Raw genomic sequence first — 14,129 nt, forward strand, 5'->3', positions numbered from 1 at the left:
GCGCTAGCCTCCTTAATGTACGTATTCAGAAAGGGCGGCGGCGCAACGGGCGCGCAGCGCGCCCCACTCGGTGTGCTGCTGTATCCCGCGCAGCTCTTCGATTGCTAGCCAGGCGGTGCGGCGGTCGTGGGTGTTCATTGCGTGGCGCAGTTCGCTGTGGACTTCGGAGAAGATGCGAAATTCGTTGGCGCGCATTTGAGCAATCATTTGGAAGGTCTCCATATGTACGTTTGGGTTATGTACGTTGATCTATGTCAAGCCCGTACGTGCACCCCTACCCCGGACGATTTTCCTGCTCGCAAGGGCATACCCTTGCGTACGCTTGGCGCTGACCGCATCCCCGCCGCCGGGTGGGTACCCACCCCGTGGGGTACTCCGCGCGCCGATCCGGCGGCTGTGGCGGATGGCTACAGAAAATCTCGCTCCGCTGGAACTTTTGGGGCTACCGCACGGCTTAAGTGCCGTGGTGGCGCGTGGCCGCCAAACGAACCACCTGTGGAATTCCAGCCGATCTGCCCTACTGCCCTTCTCCGTCGTGCGAGATCATGCTGAGTTACGCGTGGGGTAAATTTCTACTTAGAGGGGCATTGCATGAAAATCCGTCTGATTGCGCTGGCGTCCGCGCTGGCCGTGGCTTCCTGCGCAAAGCGTCCGGACGCGATCGTGCCGGTCGACATTCCGATGGCAGCGTACAGCAACCAGAGCTGCGAACGACTGGCGCAAGAACTCCTTAAAGAACAGAACAACCTTGCCAGCCTTTCAAAGCAGCAGAACCAGGCTGCTACGGGCGACGCAATCGGCGTATTCTTGGTCGGCGTGCCCGCGTCCAGCACATTCGGAGGGGACAAAGAAGGCCAGGTCGCCGTGTCGAAGGGCAAGGTCAACGCGATCGAGTCGTCGATCAAGAGCAAGGGCTGCAAGTAGGCGCGTCCGCGCCTTCGGTGTGCGAGTTTCGCGAGGCGAGGAACCACGTTCTCTAGCCGCCGTTCTCCCTATCTGAAGGAGAAAGATCATGACGATCAAGGATACCAACGCGAAGCCCGAGCAGCGAAAGCCGAACGACGTCCACCAGCCCGCGGATCGAAAGAAACATCCGGACGAGCAGTCTATCGCACCGCCGACTGTCCAGCCGCCGGGCGCCAAGGACACGAGCGAGAAGCCAAAGGTAAATCCGGTTACTGGTGGAGCAATGTAGCGACCACGGCCCGCGCGGATCGCCTCCCCACCCAGCCGTTCGGCATGGCGACCTAAATTCCAAGCAGCAGGTATAACATTGTTAATATCGCAAGTCGCAGATAGGGCGTATGCTGCCTCCCATTAGCGGCAATTAACACGGGCGCCGCTGGCTGAGAGATCATCGCGCTTTCGCCCCGGTTGGAGGAGTTAGCGCCATGACGGCCGCTTCCCAGTACATCCCCCCAGATGATGTCGAAATGCTGAGCGTAGTATTCGGGGAATTGCTGCGCGACTGCCATTCACGCCGCGACAGCCCGGAAGCAGAGGATCTCGCCGCCAGGTTGGTCGCAATCTATCAGTCCGGAGTTCGCGATACGATGCTGCTGCGAAAGCTCACCATACCGTTCCTGCGGCAGGGCTAGTTCAGCGATGGCTGTCACGCAATCGACACGATCGACCGTTACACAGATCTCATCTCGCCAATGACCACGGATGTACTGGCAATGGCTGCAGGAAGGTCGGGTTCAGCCCGGCCTTTTTTGTTGCCGCAACGCTTGTACAGGTGGCGACCACTTTAAACGCAGGGCCTCTGCATTCGTTACCGACGGCAGTCGCACAGACGTTGCACAAGCGTTGTACAACCTCTGCGACGAGAGGAAAAGAGAGCGGTGTCCTCGATCCCCAAAGGATGCCGCTCTTTTCGTGCGCAGGTACAACAGCAGCCCGTCGGTACCCCATTTGAGCGACGCCTCTAATTCTTGACTGCAACCAGCGCTGTGCGAACTTTCAAGGCTCGTGGTTGCAGAGCGTAGGGAAAACAATGACCTTCGATGATGACGTTGAGTTGGCCCTTGCTGCCGCGTGCAAAGAACTTGAGATGACGCGAGACAAGCTGATCCGCCTCATCATGCGTGAGTGGTTGGACGGATATGGCTTCCTGCCCCTGCGTGATTTGGACGAGGGTAGCGAGACCGAGGGGAACGCGTAGGCGTCGCCGAGCCTATGGCGACCGCGCCGAGATCAAGCGCCGGCAGAAGTTCCTCGTCGAGGGCATCATGTTCGCTTGACCGCAGAGGGGCGCCGGCAAACGTTGCCCACTCCCTGCTCGCTGTAAGCAGCGCCGCGACAACTACGAAGGCTGGAAGTGGTTGGATATCATCGCGCCGGCGCGCCGATAGTGTCGGCTCAGGAGGGCAGCTGCGAAGAAGGAAGTTCGCGCCAAGGGGTGTTAGCGGAACCCTTGGTTACTTCAGGCACGCGGGGAGCAACGACTTCAAGTCGCTGTCGTCCAACGTTGCGGTTGAGCGAAACGCTCTCGCGCCGCCAATTTGGTTGAAAAGCACCGATTTTAGACTTCTCTCCGTCTCTGCGTCCACCGCGCCACGATGGTGCACCACATCGGCATGGGCGAGACGGTTCTCCAGCGGCGTATCGAGGACACAGCACAGCCGGTCGCCGTCGCTCTCTGCCCATCTCACCGTTTCGGCCTTGAAGTCGACAACTCCCACGATGCCTCCGTACCGAGGATCCTGCGCCACCTGATAGTCGTATAAAATCTTGGCAGAATTGAACAGCTCTTCCGCAGAAGCCCTGTCCAATCGAACAACCGACATACCCTTGAGAAAGGCTCGCCTAAACATGCTGGGCGTTATTGATCCCTTCGGCTTCCGCTTCATATCGATTTCCGAGCGGGAAGCGACAAAATAGCGCAACGGTTCATCATTTGACACATGTCCGTGCCCGGCCTCAGCAGCGGATGCCACTTCACATCCACACTCAGGGTACTGATCTGTCACCTCATTGACAGGTCCTTCACGAGCGGACCAATCGTCAAGAAAGGCTCTTGTCTCTTCAGGGGTAGTAACCACGGCGAGACGTTAGACGGTTGCCCGCATCAGGTCGAATGTCTGAATGACCTCAGTCTGATTCGATGCATTGAAGGAACCACTTTTCAATACTTTAGGTCCCTTCACAATGGAAAAGACAGCCCGATGATCGCCCCCGACTAAATCCACTCCGACAACCACAAAGCCATCGGCATCCAGAAGGTCGAGCGATATTGCTCCATCGGGGCCGACATCTACAACTGGCTCCCCTAGAACCTCAGGCCACACTTGCGCCACGGCAATGGCATCCGCAATTACTGCTTGCGTCGGAGCAACACTATCAGGACCATCCCAGCCAGCGTCTAAGGAAGACAGCCCCACGATGTCGGCAAGAACACCATCATGGAAATCGTGAATCGCCGGTTGTTGCGGCTCTATCGCAATTCCGCCGAACATCTCCCCCACGGGAGAGATCACAATAGTTTCTGCGAACATGACCCCAGCAGTATCGGTCAAGCCGATTTTATGAGCCCAATGAGGTTTCTGGTCGTATGATCTGACCTGGGCAGATCTCTCCCGAAATGCTGCCTGTTGCATTTCCATCGCAATACCGCCGAACATCTCCCCGACTGGAGAAATTACAACAGTTTCTGCGAAGGTGACCCCAGCAGTATCGATCAAGCCAATTTGGGCGCCGCCGTGAAATTTCTGGTCGTATGATCTGGTCTGGCCAGATCTCTCCCGAACCGAGTACTTGGTAGGAGATTCAGTGTCGGCATTCGGCAGAACCGTAGCGGACGCGAGAAGAGCGCCGCTCCACATCAGCCCGACCGTGCCGCCCATAGCTGCTGCTGTTGAACTCATTTGTTACTGCCCTCAATCTTGATGCCAACAGCGTCTCGCAAATCTGGCTTCAGAGCCTCACCGAATAATGCCACTGAACGATCATGCAGGAAATCCAGCTCGGTTCGAATTGCGTCGACACCTAACTCCGTCTCTGCAGGTACCCGCAACTCCACGAGAGTATATATGTTCATAGCCCGCACAACGCCATCGTCCTGCGGGCGGTCGACAGCATCGAAGTTACGATTAATCAACAGCGGCATATCATTTCGCGACTCAAACCAACCGAGATGAGAATGCCAAGAAGCACCGCCGCGAATATTATAGGCAGGCAGTGCTGCATCGAACTGATGAAACAGGTCGCTTGCATCAGCTTCACTGGGCTCCCCATCGAATATGAACTGATCCCAGTACTCAAGTCGCATGCTGCCGACAGACACGATACCCATCGCAGCATCCAGAGGCTTTTCAAAGAGATCCCAGAACCGAGATCTCGTATTCTCCCATCGGCTATATTCACCAGCTAGATATCCGAACACCATATCCCGATAACCAGCCTCCTCCGCGAGGCGTTGGCCATCGTGTCGCTTCAACACCCAACCATTTGCCCTTGGCGGTTCGGGGTAACTAGCCTGAATGTGCGGAGCGATCGTGATCTGCTGAACAGAACTTGCGGCCCTCTCGACCGCGTCGAACCCCAAGTCGAGTGCGATTGAGGTAATGGGCGTTGCAGCGCGCGCTAAAGCCTTGTCGGAGAGCTGGGCATCAAACTGCACTAGCACCCGAACACGATCAATTGCATGCGCTTCATGCAGCGGCTTCCAAGGCATTTGCAGACCCTATTCATCCCCTAGGCGGGGCTTTTCTCACTTTGACAGGCATTTGTCACTAGTTGGTTTAAAAACGCCCTTGTCAAGTAGCTACAACGGCGGAGCATTAGTGCGTCAATCACGAGATATGGCCCCCAAATTCAGCGATTTGGAAGATCTGCGCATCATCCGCCCGCTCCCTATCCCCTTGAATGACGGGTGCCGGAGCTTCCCGTCGTCCGTCCAGGCGAAATACTCGATCTCGGCTACGACCCGCGGCTCGCAAAACACCGCGCCCTTGCGCTTCAGATTGACCGCCGGCGCGTCGGTCGCAATCTCCTCGAGCAGCTTGCGCAATTTGCGTGCAAGCTCTTGGGTCCAGCCGGTTCCGACACCGCCGACATAGACGAGGGCGCCGCCTCTTCTCGCCGCCAGCAGTAGCCGGCCGATCCCGTCAGGCGCGGTCGACGGCTCGAAGCCGACGATCGCGAAGCTGTCGCGGCGCTTGCACTTGATCTTCAGCCACCAAGGATGGCGTCCGGAGCGATAGGGACGCGCGCGATGCTTGGCGATAATGCCTTCGAGACCGTGCGCGCAGGCGATCCGCAGCAGTTCGTCGCCATCCGCTTCGACTTCCTCCGAAAGCCGGATGGCACCTTCGCGGCCGGCGACGATCGTCTCAAGCAACTGCCGGCGTTCACGCTGCGGCAGGCGGCGCAGGTCGCAGCCGTCGAGATAGAGAAGGTCGAAGGCGAAGAGGACGATCTCGCCGGGCTCGTGCGCGGCCGGACGGCGGCCGAGTGCCCGCTGCAGCATGCCGAAGTCGGATCGGCCCTTGTCGTCGAGCACAACCGCCTCGCCGTCGAGAATGGCGGTCCTGAGCCCGAGCTGCGGCGCCTCGGCGGCTATCGACGGAAAGCGGTTCGTCCAGTCATAACCGCCGCGCGTGATGATGCGGATACTGCCCGGCTCGATATGCACAGCGATCCGGTATCCGTCCCATTTCACCTCAAAGGCCCATTCTAGCCCCTTCGGCGGCCGATCGACGAGCATCGCGACGCAAGGATCGACCCGCGCCGGCATAGGGTCTGGTGGAGGCGTATCGGGCGGTTTCTTCGAAGGTGCTTTTGCCATGCACCCATTAACGCACAGGTCAGTCAAGCGGTCGCATTGACTGTTCGGCTGATGGGAACATATTCAGAACGCGATCGGGCGAAACGGCGCGCCATCCACAACATGCGGGATATCAATAACCTCGAACGAGGAGGATCACGCATGCCGGAAAAATTAAAGACGCTTACCGAATTCACCCTGCCGCACATGATCCTGAACTGCTCGCATTGCGGACGCCGCGGCCGCTACAACGTGGCAGGGCTGATCGAGACGCATGGCCCCGATATGCCAATCCGAGATTTCATCGACACGCTCGGCCGCAGCTGCCATCGCTGGACGCACCCGGCGGAACATCAAAGGTGTGGCCTCGGCTGCGATGACCTGGTCTACATGTTCATGCCAAAGCCGGCCGCCGACGGCTATGCCGATCAGATGCAGCGCCAAGTCGTCCCGTGAGCGTTGCAGACGAGTTGCATAAACAAAAAAAGGGCCACCTTCAAAGTGGCCCTACTTTTTGCAAGTCAGCTAAGGAACGTGATAAGGCGAGAGAGCTGTCAAACACCTGTCAACCGCCTGAAAAATTACCCTGCAAACAGCTTCGGGACCCGCTGGACGGTTCGCCTTTTCCCCGCCGCGACAAGTGCCCCGGTCGCTTCCGAGCGACATCGCGGGGTTGGCTCCCCTCCACATTTCTATCGGAGTCGACCCTGATAGGCAGCGCTTCCGTCTCCTCCCCTGCAGGAGCGCTGCCTATCATGCGCTTCTTCACGCGCTTTATGTGTGCGACTGGCTCTTGATGGCCCGCCGCGATCACGACACATCCTACAGAGACCACTCAGTCGCCCCATTCTTATCGAGGGGGAACACCTTCCTGACGCCGGGATCACCTGCCTCGTCGAATTACGCAATGTACCCGATATCGCTCAAAACCGTCTCTGGGCCAACGATGTGCCAGCTTAAAAGTCGATGACCATATTCGGTGCAATTCAAAAATATAGGTGGATTATTCCAAGTAGTTGCCGTCGTCGTCGGATTCACTGCCACGATCTGGATCTTCGACGTACGCCTGGCAGCCCTCGTTGAACGACGAACTGTTTCCACTGCAGTCGCTCTCGTCAGTGACGCTATTTTCTTCGGCCCATTCGTAGCCAGCCTTATGACCGGAACAGTCCTCGGTGCATTCGTAGCCGCCAAACGTTTGCGCGACAGCGGGTAGCGAGGCTGAGGCAAACAGCACTCCGGAAATCACCAATACTCTCATCGTTGCTCCTCTTCGGCATCTCGCACGGTTGTTGGCTACGCGGCCTCTCTTTGAAGAAGATGGTCGCCGATCTGCGCGACGGACAGCATGGGGCGGAAACGAAGTTCCTCTTGGTCTGCCTGTCGCTCGAGTTCGCGAACACTCTCGAAGATCTTATCGACTTGGCGCTGGTTGAGCTGCGGGTCGTTAGCGGGAGGATGCTGCACTAACATCTCATGCTCCCGCCTCAACAGGCGGCCACGTTCATCGTCGCGAGCGACCTTCAGATCCCACATGCGACGCTTTATCCGATCGATCGAAGCAGTGTAGCCACTAGGCGAGAGAACAGCGAAATTCGCCACAAGTTGTGCACCGGCGAAGTCGATATGCACCCCGTGCGCGTTGCCACGGCGACGCCGAGCGTTGGTTAGAATATCGTGACTGAACGCAGCTTTCAGCTGAGGGTTTCGCTCCGCGACATAGCGAAGCAACAGTCCGCCGAGCCTGTCGCTCGCTTGATCAGACGCGAGTGCGTCGAGCTCCATTGGAGGGAGTTCAGTGTAGGCTACCGCCAACTGCGAGTTTTCCTGCTCTGGTGCATATAGTGAAGACATACCGGCCAGCCATGATCTGGCTATGGCCTCGAGCGACTGCCCCTCTGCCTCCTGCGGCGAGCCAAGCATGATGCCTGACGTTGGCATTTGGTATCTGTTTGGCAAGGTTGGGTTGGCAGCGAGATCGGCAGCCAGTTCATCTAAAGAGATCTCAATGGCCAATATCGCGCCCGCCGCCTGACTGCCGTAAAAGCACTCGAGCCTGTTCAGGCGATTAGCGCGTTCCATATGCGATGTGCTTCCGTCGAAAACGATGGCGGCTACGACAAATTGTTCCGGCGATCCGAGCAGCGGTTGGTAGATAACAGGAGTGCGCTTTGCACGCACTAAGCCCTGGTCGGGGTAGGGAAACATTGATTGGGTCAACTTGATCACGCTAGCCTCCCTAGGTGCTGTGCCGTGAGGCGTGGCGCGCTCGCCAAGCGCTCTTGCAAAAACACCAACAACGCTTCGAAGTCATCTGAGCCTAACAAGCGAGGTACATAGCTGTTTTCGCCGGTTGTGCGAAGGTCGACTTGCCTCGCCGCGTCACACACCCGCCCGATAGCGGCTGTCAGTTTATCGACTTCCTCCGAACTCAGAAGGGGTACAGTCAGGGCCGCCAGGCGGTTAATGAAGGCAGCCGATGGATCTAGGTCGGCCTTTCGCCAATTGGGTCCTGAAAAACACTGGCCATGATCGATCATCCAAAAATTACCGCTACCCGAGAGCAGGAGATTGCCGAGATGCCGGTCTACGTTTGCGCTCCATGTGTCGAACTCATAAAGACCTGTTAGGTCCCTCTCGATGAGGCAGTCGACAATTCTTCTTACCACGGCGGCAGTGAAGCTCCCCCGCTTCGCGATTGTCGCCACGGACGGCGCGTCTACATCGCAACTCGCAAACATCACGTTCCCGCCGTCGATTGACGGGGCGTGCACAACATTCATCTGACCCGAGGGCACGAAGGCGAGATAGGCGTCCGGAACCGGCAGTTTCAAAGCCGAGCCTACCGCAGCAATCATCACTTCATTAGCGAGTTCGCGAAGGGGCAAATCCTTGATAATCGCATTCCGGACGCTGTCTCCGCCTACGAACACCTGTCCTCGGTACGTACTATGGAGATTGGCAATACCACTGTCCTTAAACGAGGTAGCGCCAGCAAGCACACGCGCAAACCCGACCGTTCCAACTGACTTATCAATCGATGAACTGTGCGACAGCATCGACCCCCCCCCCTGCATTCATTGGCCTCAATAGATCATGTTTTGCCAAAAAGGCGAGAGGAATTCACGGAGATCGTTATGGTTGCGTCAATTTGCCTGGGAGGTCAGGCTAAACGCGGAGATTATTGCACGGACCTGACCGCTGGATGCCGATGATCTCCCAATCATCAGTACTGCTTCCGCCGCCGGCGTGGGCCGTGGCGACTAGAAGCCTGCAGGCGGACGAGCGCGTGACCGCCGGCATGACATGCGTCGCGAACAGCGTGACGTAAACCGGCGGGCCGTCCACCACGAACACCCTGCCGCTTCCGACTGGGTAGGCATTGACCGGTGTCATGCCGGTCTGCGCAATAAACTGCGTCATCGTGTAGCCATTGAGACGCGCCAGGCGGACATCAAGATCTTGTTCGACGGCCGCCTGATGCTCCGCGTTCGTTTGACAGCCCGCTAAAACGAACGCGACCGTAAGGACGATTGAGAGCGTGCCTGATACTCGCATTCATCACCCTTACGCGAAGGTATCCGGATCAGAGGGTTTGTTGGTCTTCGGCTTTTTCGGTTCACAGTAGTTCGCCCAGGCAAACATCAGTTTACGACGCTTCTCGAGCGCGTCGCTGCGGCGGTAGGCGCGCTCCGTCTCGTCGCCAACCACATGCGCCAAGGCTGCTTCGGCGAGCTCCCGGGGGAAGTTGGTGCATTCTTCGCACCAATCGCGGAAGGATGAGCGGAAACCGTGCACGGTGGCGTCGACCTTCATCCGTCGCAGGATCATGTCCATCGCCATACCCGAGAGGGGTTTATCTTCCTTGTTGCCCGGGAAAACGAACGCGTCTGGTGCAGTGCCGGCGGTAGCCATTTCCTCGAGGATCGCCAATGTGCGAGGCGTGAGCGGCGTTCGATGCTCCCGACTGGCCTTCATTCGCTCGCCTGGTACGGTCCACACCGCGGCTTTGCGATCGACCTCCTTCCATTTCATCCCGTAAGTCTCGCCCGAGCGAGCAGCGGTCTATATCGTGAATTCGCGAGCTCGCGCCGCTGTGGCCGACCGCGAGCGCAGATCCCCTACGAAAGCTGGAACCTCAGCATAGGGCATCGCGGCATGGTGCCCTCGCATCAGCTTTTTACGCTTCGGCAACAGGTTTGCCAGATGACCGCGCCACAGAGCCGGGTTCTCACCGGTGCGATGGCCTTTTGCCTTTGCGGCGTCGAGCACACGTTCAATCCGCCCACGGAGGCGAGAGGCAGTCTCTGATTTCGTCAGCCATATCGGCTTGAGCACCTCCAACACATCCGCGGTCGTGATTTCGTTGACCGGCTTCTTCCGAAGAGGTGCCGCATACTCGGTCAACGTCATGGTCCATTGTGCGATGTGCTTCGCGTTCCGGAACTGCGGCTTCATCGTCTCAACGAACTCGTCGGCCATGTCTCCGAAGGTGGGCACGGCAGTCGGCGCGGCTTTCTTCGCGGCGATCGGATCGATGTTCGCCTGGAGGTTTTTGCGTGCCTCGGCGGCAAGCTCTCGCGCCCGCGCGAGGGGAACTGAAGTGAGCCTGCCTACCCCATTTCTTTCAGAGTGCCGTCCCGGCGATAAAGGAACACCCATCGCTTCGAACCGGGTCTTTCGGTCCCGTTCTTGTCGACAGTGGGTCGATCGACGCCGAGGTACAACCCATCTCCATCACCGTGCCGGCCGGGCTTCGTGATCGATGTCACGGACCTCGCGGTGAGTTTGTTGATCTGCCGTGCCATTTTTGCCCCAACTTTTACCCCAACGATTGACAATCATTCTATGGGATAAGCTGAGACCAGGAAAGACGGCTGATTGGCTAAATAGCTGTCATATATGGATAAAACTGGACGTCGCTAGATGCCATGAGATGGTAGTTTGGCGGACCCCTTCTCCCCCTAAACGCTTGAGACGCGCCGCCTTTTAACCGCCTTGTTGTCCATTGTCGAAAGCCTGACAAAACGATGTCGGGGGGAGCAAATGGAGGGAATCGGACAAAAAACTAACCCATTGAAATAAATACATCTTCTCGTTGGCATGGCTCTTGCTGTTTGAACCGCGACGTTACGCAGCAACGGAGCCTTCAATGTCAGCACCGATGATTTCGCTTGAGAGCCTGACCAGCACGACAACCATGAACCAGCTGCTGGCGACTGCGAAATCCGGTGCTTGCACCTCCTCATCCTGCGGCTCGTCCGCAAAGCCGGACGACTTCGACCCGGCGATTTGGGAGAAGATCAAGGACCATCCCTGCTATTCAGAAGAAGCCCACCACTATTTCGCACGCATGCACGTCGCGGTCGCGCCAGCCTGCAATATCCAGTGCAACTACTGCAATCGAAAATATGATTGCGCCAACGAAAGCCGGCCCGGAGTCGTCTCGGAAAAGCTGACGCCGGACCAGGCGCTCAGAAAGATCGTTGCGGTCGCCAATGAAGTCCCGCAGCTTTCAGTGCTCGGCATCGCCGGACCGGGCGATGCCTGTTATGACTGGAAGAAGACAAAGGCGACATTCGAACGGGTGGCCAGGGAGATCCCCGACATCAAGCTGTGCCTTTCAACCAATGGCCTGGCGCTGCCGGACCATGTGGGCGAGCTTGCTGACATGAATGTCGATCACGTGACGATCACTATCAACATGGTCGATCCGGACGTCGGCGCGAAGATCTACCCTTGGATTTTTCATGACCACCGTCGTTACACCGGGCTTGAAGCTGCCAAGATCCTGCACGACCGGCAGATGTCAGGTCTGGAGATGCTGACGGCACGCGGCATTCTCACGAAGATCAATTCGGTGATGATCCCAGGCATCAACGACGAGCACCTGCTTGAGGTGAACAAATGGGTCAAGGAGCGCGGCGCCTTCCTGCACAACGTAATGCCGCTGATTTCCAACCCGGCGCACGGCACCCATTATGGCCTGACCGGCCAGCGCGGCCCCCAGGCGGACGAACTGAAGGCGCTTCAAGATCGTCTCGATGGGGGCGCCAAGCTGATGCGCCATTGCCGGCAGTGCCGGGCCGATGCAGTCGGCCTTTTGGGCGAGGATCGTGGTCGGGAGTTTACCCTCGACCAGATTCCCGGTGAGGTCAGCTACGACGCCAGCAAGCGCGAGGCCTATCGTGAGGTGGTCGCGCGCGAGCGAGGCGATCACGTGGCTGCCAAGAAGGAGGCGATCGGAATGATCAAAGCGGCGGGCTCCATCGGAACGCTTTCTTTCGCAGTGGCAACGAAGGGCGGCGGCAGAATCAACGAACACTTTGGACATGCCAAGGAATTCCAGGTCTATGAAGCGTCGGCGAGCGGTATCAGCTTCGTCGGGCATCGCAAGGTAGAGCAGTACTGCCGCGGCGGCTGGGGTGAGGAGCATGCGCTCGAAACCGTCATCGCCGCGCTCGAAGGCATAGATATCGTGCTCTGCGCCAAAATCGGAGATTGCCCGAAGGATCAGCTCAGGGAAGCCGGTACTCGAGCGATTGACGATTATGGCTATGACTACATCGAGACGGCCATCAGCGCGCTTTATGCCGAAGAGTCTGGGGCCGAACCACTGACGGCCACTGCTTGAGCCCCGTCAATCCAACAAACCAGGAGCTGAAAATGGCCTTCAGGATCATCGCATCCCAATGCACCCAGTGCGGTGCCTGCGAGTTCGAATGTCCCTCCGGCGCGATCAAGTTCAAGGGCGAGGCCTACGTGATCGATCCGAACAAGTGCACCGAATGCAAGGAGGCTTTCGAGTTGCAGCAATGTGCCTACGTATGCCCAGTGCCAAAGACCTGCGTTCCCGCTCCGGCTTAGTCAGGATATCCCCCGGGGCGCGTTGCGCTCCTTTATCGACATCATGCAGTCCAAAACGGAAAGAACGTTAATGGGCCTATCACGCGAACAGGAGGTCGAGATCCGCAAGCCGCCACTTTTCATGCCGGGTGAGCGGGTCCGTGCTACACGCCACGTAAAGAATGACGGCACCTATCCCGGCAAGACCATCGGCGAAAACCTGGTGCGCAAAGGCGACGAAGGTTATGTGCGCGACATCGGTACCTTTCTCCAGCAGTTCTACATCTATGCCGTCGAGTGGATCGATCGCGGCACCGTTGTCGGCATGCGCTCACGTGAACTGACGAGCATCGAGAAGGCCGCCAACGAAGGGATAGCCAGATGAAAGTAATGATTCGCAGAACCAGCGCCGGCTTGTCGGCCTATGTTCCCAAGAAAGATCTCGAAGAGCCAATCATCAAGGTCGAGAATGAAGATCTGTGGGGCGGGGCTGTAACGCTCAAGAACGGCTGGCGCATCGCTCTGCCTGACATGCCGCGCGATACGCGTCTGCCGATCACCGTCGAGGCCAAGAGGATTTTCGACGAGGACTGATGCTGCAGGTGGTAGGACAAGGGGCAGACAGCATGAATACGATCCTGAGCTCGGACCGTGTCCTGATTGTTCGCAACAGCGACGCCGAAAGGCGGCTTGAGCTGCTGAAGGACGCGCTGGCCGCCGATGGGATCGTTCCCTATCTTGGTCCGGGTCTCCTCCGGCTCAGTTGCGCGGAACCAACTGTTCCGCACACGCCTGAAGCCGTCGCCGCGGCACTTAACATGCGTGCGACAGCTCCTCGCAAGATACGAACCAACATGTGGTCTGTCGCGCAGTTCATAGAGCAACGCCGGCATCGCCGGACGCTTCAAACCTGGATGGCCGAGATATTCGCAGCGCCGGTTGTACCGACCGTGCTCCACGCGTGGCTCGCAACGCTGCCGCTCTCCCTCATCATAGATAGCTGGTACGACGCGACGATGCGCTCGGCCCTTGCGAAAACCGGCCGAACGGACGTGGTTGAGATACAAGGCGTCACGCGGGCGAACCAATTCGGCGACATTTGGACGAAAACCTACGATTTGTCTGGGAAGGAAATCGAACACGGATCAGAGGAAAAGACCGTTCTCTATACGCCTCACGGCAGCGTTCGGCCGGCCGCAAACTTCCTCGTCTCGGATTCCGACTATGTCGAAGTCCTGACCGAGATCGATATCCAGACGCCGATCCCTGAAGTGGTGAAGGACCGGCGCACCAACCGGGGCCTGTTCTTCGTCGGCTGCCGCTTCGACGACCAGATGCTGCGCACCTTCGCCCGCCAGATCATGAAGCGCTCCAACGGCCCACGTTCTGCGGTGATCGATGCGGCAACGCTGACCAAAAACGAACACCGTTTCCTTACAGAAAGCGCAATCACGCTTATCGACATGCCGACCGGCGAAGCCGCTGCTCGGCTTGTCGGATGAGGCAAAAGCAGCAG

General features: G+C 58.1%; 18 protein-coding genes and 2 pseudogenes. 10 read left to right on the plus strand and 10 right to left on the minus strand.

The features are described from left to right. Positions 1 to 12 precede the first annotated feature (12 nt). Positions 13 to 207, minus strand: coding sequence for a hypothetical protein (locus tag RHIBR816_RS0131430; RefSeq protein ID WP_018240559.1), 195 nt, complete (start codon positions 205 to 207; stop codon positions 13 to 15). A gap of 384 nt (positions 208 to 591) precedes the next feature. Here RHIBR816_RS0131430 and RHIBR816_RS0131435 point away from each other — a divergent pair, with 384 nt between their 5' ends. From RHIBR816_RS0131435 to RHIBR816_RS36795, 4 genes are all read left to right on the plus strand, one after another. Beyond that, the gene (locus tag RHIBR816_RS0131435) at positions 592 to 924 is read left to right on the plus strand and encodes a hypothetical protein (RefSeq protein WP_018240560.1); all 333 of its coding nucleotides are present in this window, start codon (positions 592 to 594) and stop codon (positions 922 to 924) included. Between the two features lie 88 nt (positions 925 to 1,012). Then, positions 1,013 to 1,195 carry a hypothetical protein gene (locus RHIBR816_RS0131440; protein ID WP_018240561.1) on the plus strand — a complete coding sequence of 61 codons (183 nt, stop codon included), beginning with the start codon at positions 1,013 to 1,015 and terminating at the stop codon, positions 1,193 to 1,195. Positions 1,196 to 1,391: 196 nt separating this feature from the next. Further along, on the plus strand, positions 1,392 to 1,598 hold the full coding sequence (locus RHIBR816_RS0131445; RefSeq protein ID WP_018240562.1) for a hypothetical protein: 207 nt from the start codon (positions 1,392 to 1,394) through the stop codon (positions 1,596 to 1,598). Between the two features lie 398 nt (positions 1,599 to 1,996). Then, positions 1,997 to 2,164 carry a hypothetical protein gene (locus RHIBR816_RS36795; protein ID WP_018240563.1) on the plus strand — a complete coding sequence of 56 codons (168 nt, stop codon included), beginning with the start codon at positions 1,997 to 1,999 and terminating at the stop codon, positions 2,162 to 2,164. A 256-nt stretch (positions 2,165 to 2,420) separates the two neighbouring features. Here RHIBR816_RS36795 and RHIBR816_RS0131455 read toward each other — a convergent pair whose 3' ends face one another. The 4 genes and pseudogenes from RHIBR816_RS0131455 to ligD all read right to left on the minus strand — a co-directional run bounded on the left by RHIBR816_RS0131455 (position 2,421) and on the right by ligD (position 5,788). Then, complete coding sequence (locus RHIBR816_RS0131455) at positions 2,421 to 2,888, minus strand: hypothetical protein (RefSeq protein WP_157628285.1); 468 nt, start codon at positions 2,886 to 2,888, stop codon at positions 2,421 to 2,423. Positions 2,889 to 3,053: 165 nt separating this feature from the next. Then, entirely contained in the window at positions 3,054 to 3,866 is an 813-nt protein-coding gene (locus RHIBR816_RS0131460) for a hypothetical protein (RefSeq protein ID WP_157628286.1), read from the minus strand. Further along, positions 3,863 to 4,675: a hypothetical protein gene (locus RHIBR816_RS0131465; protein ID WP_018240566.1), complete on the minus strand. Its 813-nt coding sequence runs from the start codon at positions 4,673 to 4,675 to the stop codon at positions 3,863 to 3,865. The genes RHIBR816_RS0131460 and RHIBR816_RS0131465 overlap by 4 nt, the downstream gene beginning before the upstream one ends. A 118-nt stretch (positions 4,676 to 4,793) precedes the next feature. Further along, positions 4,794 to 5,788, minus strand: a pseudogene (gene ligD / locus RHIBR816_RS34920) (non-homologous end-joining DNA ligase). Positions 5,789 to 5,929: 141 nt separating this feature from the next. Here ligD and RHIBR816_RS0131475 point away from each other — a divergent pair. Then, on the plus strand, positions 5,930 to 6,223 hold the full coding sequence (locus tag RHIBR816_RS0131475) for a hypothetical protein (RefSeq protein WP_018240567.1): 294 nt from the start codon (positions 5,930 to 5,932) through the stop codon (positions 6,221 to 6,223). A 547-nt stretch (positions 6,224 to 6,770) separates the two neighbouring features. Here RHIBR816_RS0131475 and RHIBR816_RS0131480 read toward each other — a convergent pair. The 5 genes and pseudogenes from RHIBR816_RS0131480 to RHIBR816_RS34925 all read right to left on the minus strand — a co-directional run bounded on the left by RHIBR816_RS0131480 (position 6,771) and on the right by RHIBR816_RS34925 (position 10,575). Next, positions 6,771 to 7,028 (minus strand): hypothetical protein, encoded by a 258-nt coding sequence (locus RHIBR816_RS0131480; protein ID WP_018240568.1) that lies wholly within the window; start codon positions 7,026 to 7,028, stop codon positions 6,771 to 6,773. A 35-nt stretch (positions 7,029 to 7,063) separates the two neighbouring features. After that, a complete protein-coding gene (locus RHIBR816_RS0131485; RefSeq protein WP_018240569.1) occupies positions 7,064 to 7,996 on the minus strand; it encodes a hypothetical protein in 933 nt (310 codons plus the stop codon). After that, on the minus strand, positions 7,993 to 8,826 hold the full coding sequence (locus RHIBR816_RS0131490) for a hypothetical protein (protein ID WP_157628287.1): 834 nt from the start codon (positions 8,824 to 8,826) through the stop codon (positions 7,993 to 7,995). Before RHIBR816_RS0131490 ends, RHIBR816_RS0131485 begins: the two co-directional genes overlap by 4 nt. 109 nt (positions 8,827 to 8,935) lie before the next feature. Then, positions 8,936 to 9,325: a hypothetical protein gene (locus tag RHIBR816_RS0131495; RefSeq protein ID WP_018240571.1), complete on the minus strand. Its 390-nt coding sequence runs from the start codon at positions 9,323 to 9,325 to the stop codon at positions 8,936 to 8,938. 9 nt (positions 9,326 to 9,334) lie between these two features. After that, positions 9,335 to 10,575 (minus strand): annotated as a pseudogene (locus RHIBR816_RS34925) (tyrosine-type recombinase/integrase). 344 nt (positions 10,576 to 10,919) lie between these two features. Here RHIBR816_RS34925 and nifB point away from each other — a divergent pair. The 5 genes from nifB to RHIBR816_RS0131525 all read left to right on the plus strand — a co-directional run bounded on the left by nifB (position 10,920) and on the right by RHIBR816_RS0131525 (position 14,115). Next, entirely contained in the window at positions 10,920 to 12,401 is a 1,482-nt protein-coding gene (gene nifB / locus RHIBR816_RS0131505; RefSeq protein ID WP_026187654.1) for a nitrogenase cofactor biosynthesis protein NifB, read from the plus strand. Between the two features lie 32 nt (positions 12,402 to 12,433). Then, entirely contained in the window at positions 12,434 to 12,634 is a 201-nt protein-coding gene (locus RHIBR816_RS0131510; RefSeq protein ID WP_018240573.1) for a 4Fe-4S binding protein, read from the plus strand. 70 nt (positions 12,635 to 12,704) lie between these two features. Beyond that, positions 12,705 to 12,998, plus strand: a complete 294-nt coding sequence (locus tag RHIBR816_RS0131515) for a nitrogen fixation protein NifZ (protein ID WP_018240574.1) — start codon at positions 12,705 to 12,707, stop codon at positions 12,996 to 12,998. Beyond that, on the plus strand, positions 12,995 to 13,207 hold the full coding sequence (gene nifT, locus RHIBR816_RS0131520) for a putative nitrogen fixation protein NifT (RefSeq protein ID WP_026187655.1): 213 nt from the start codon (positions 12,995 to 12,997) through the stop codon (positions 13,205 to 13,207). Before RHIBR816_RS0131515 ends, nifT begins: the two co-directional genes overlap by 4 nt. Positions 13,208 to 13,239: 32 nt before the next feature. Next, entirely contained in the window at positions 13,240 to 14,115 is an 876-nt protein-coding gene (locus RHIBR816_RS0131525; RefSeq protein WP_026187656.1) for an SIR2 family protein, read from the plus strand. The last annotated feature ends 14 nt before the right edge of the window (positions 14,116 to 14,129 follow it).

It is taken from the genome of Ensifer sp. BR816 (genome assembly GCF_000378985.1).
In the GTDB taxonomy this organism is placed as follows: domain Bacteria; phylum Pseudomonadota; class Alphaproteobacteria; order Rhizobiales; family Rhizobiaceae; genus Sinorhizobium.

Bases quoted from the DNA above. Each gene is read 5' to 3' on its own strand.
- RHIBR816_RS0131430 (WP_018240559.1), bottom strand. From the start codon at position 207: ATGATTGCTCAAATGCGCGCCAACGAATTTCGCATCTTCTCCGAAGTC.
- RHIBR816_RS0131435 (WP_018240560.1), top strand. From the start codon at position 592: ATGAAAATCCGTCTGATTGCGCTGGCGTCCGCGCTGGCCGTGGCTTCC.
- RHIBR816_RS0131440 (WP_018240561.1), top strand. From the start codon at position 1,013: ATGACGATCAAGGATACCAACGCGAAGCCCGAGCAGCGAAAGCCGAAC.
- RHIBR816_RS0131445 (WP_018240562.1), top strand. From the start codon at position 1,392: ATGACGGCCGCTTCCCAGTACATCCCCCCAGATGATGTCGAAATGCTG.
- RHIBR816_RS36795 (WP_018240563.1), top strand. From the start codon at position 1,997: ATGACCTTCGATGATGACGTTGAGTTGGCCCTTGCTGCCGCGTGCAAA.
- RHIBR816_RS0131460 (WP_157628286.1), bottom strand. From the start codon at position 3,866: ATGAGTTCAACAGCAGCAGCTATGGGCGGCACGGTCGGGCTGATGTGG.
- RHIBR816_RS0131465 (WP_018240566.1), bottom strand. From the start codon at position 4,675: ATGCCTTGGAAGCCGCTGCATGAAGCGCATGCAATTGATCGTGTTCGG.
- RHIBR816_RS0131475 (WP_018240567.1), top strand. From the start codon at position 5,930: ATGCCGGAAAAATTAAAGACGCTTACCGAATTCACCCTGCCGCACATG.
- RHIBR816_RS0131480 (WP_018240568.1), bottom strand. From the start codon at position 7,028: ATGAGAGTATTGGTGATTTCCGGAGTGCTGTTTGCCTCAGCCTCGCTA.
- RHIBR816_RS0131490 (WP_157628287.1), bottom strand. From the start codon at position 8,826: ATGCTGTCGCACAGTTCATCGATTGATAAGTCAGTTGGAACGGTCGGG.
- RHIBR816_RS0131495 (WP_018240571.1), bottom strand. From the start codon at position 9,325: ATGCGAGTATCAGGCACGCTCTCAATCGTCCTTACGGTCGCGTTCGTT.
- nifB (WP_026187654.1), top strand. From the start codon at position 10,920: ATGTCAGCACCGATGATTTCGCTTGAGAGCCTGACCAGCACGACAACC.
- RHIBR816_RS0131510 (WP_018240573.1), top strand. From the start codon at position 12,434: ATGGCCTTCAGGATCATCGCATCCCAATGCACCCAGTGCGGTGCCTGC.
- RHIBR816_RS0131515 (WP_018240574.1), top strand. From the start codon at position 12,705: ATGGGCCTATCACGCGAACAGGAGGTCGAGATCCGCAAGCCGCCACTT.
- nifT (WP_026187655.1), top strand. From the start codon at position 12,995: ATGAAAGTAATGATTCGCAGAACCAGCGCCGGCTTGTCGGCCTATGTT.
- RHIBR816_RS0131525 (WP_026187656.1), top strand. From the start codon at position 13,240: ATGAATACGATCCTGAGCTCGGACCGTGTCCTGATTGTTCGCAACAGC.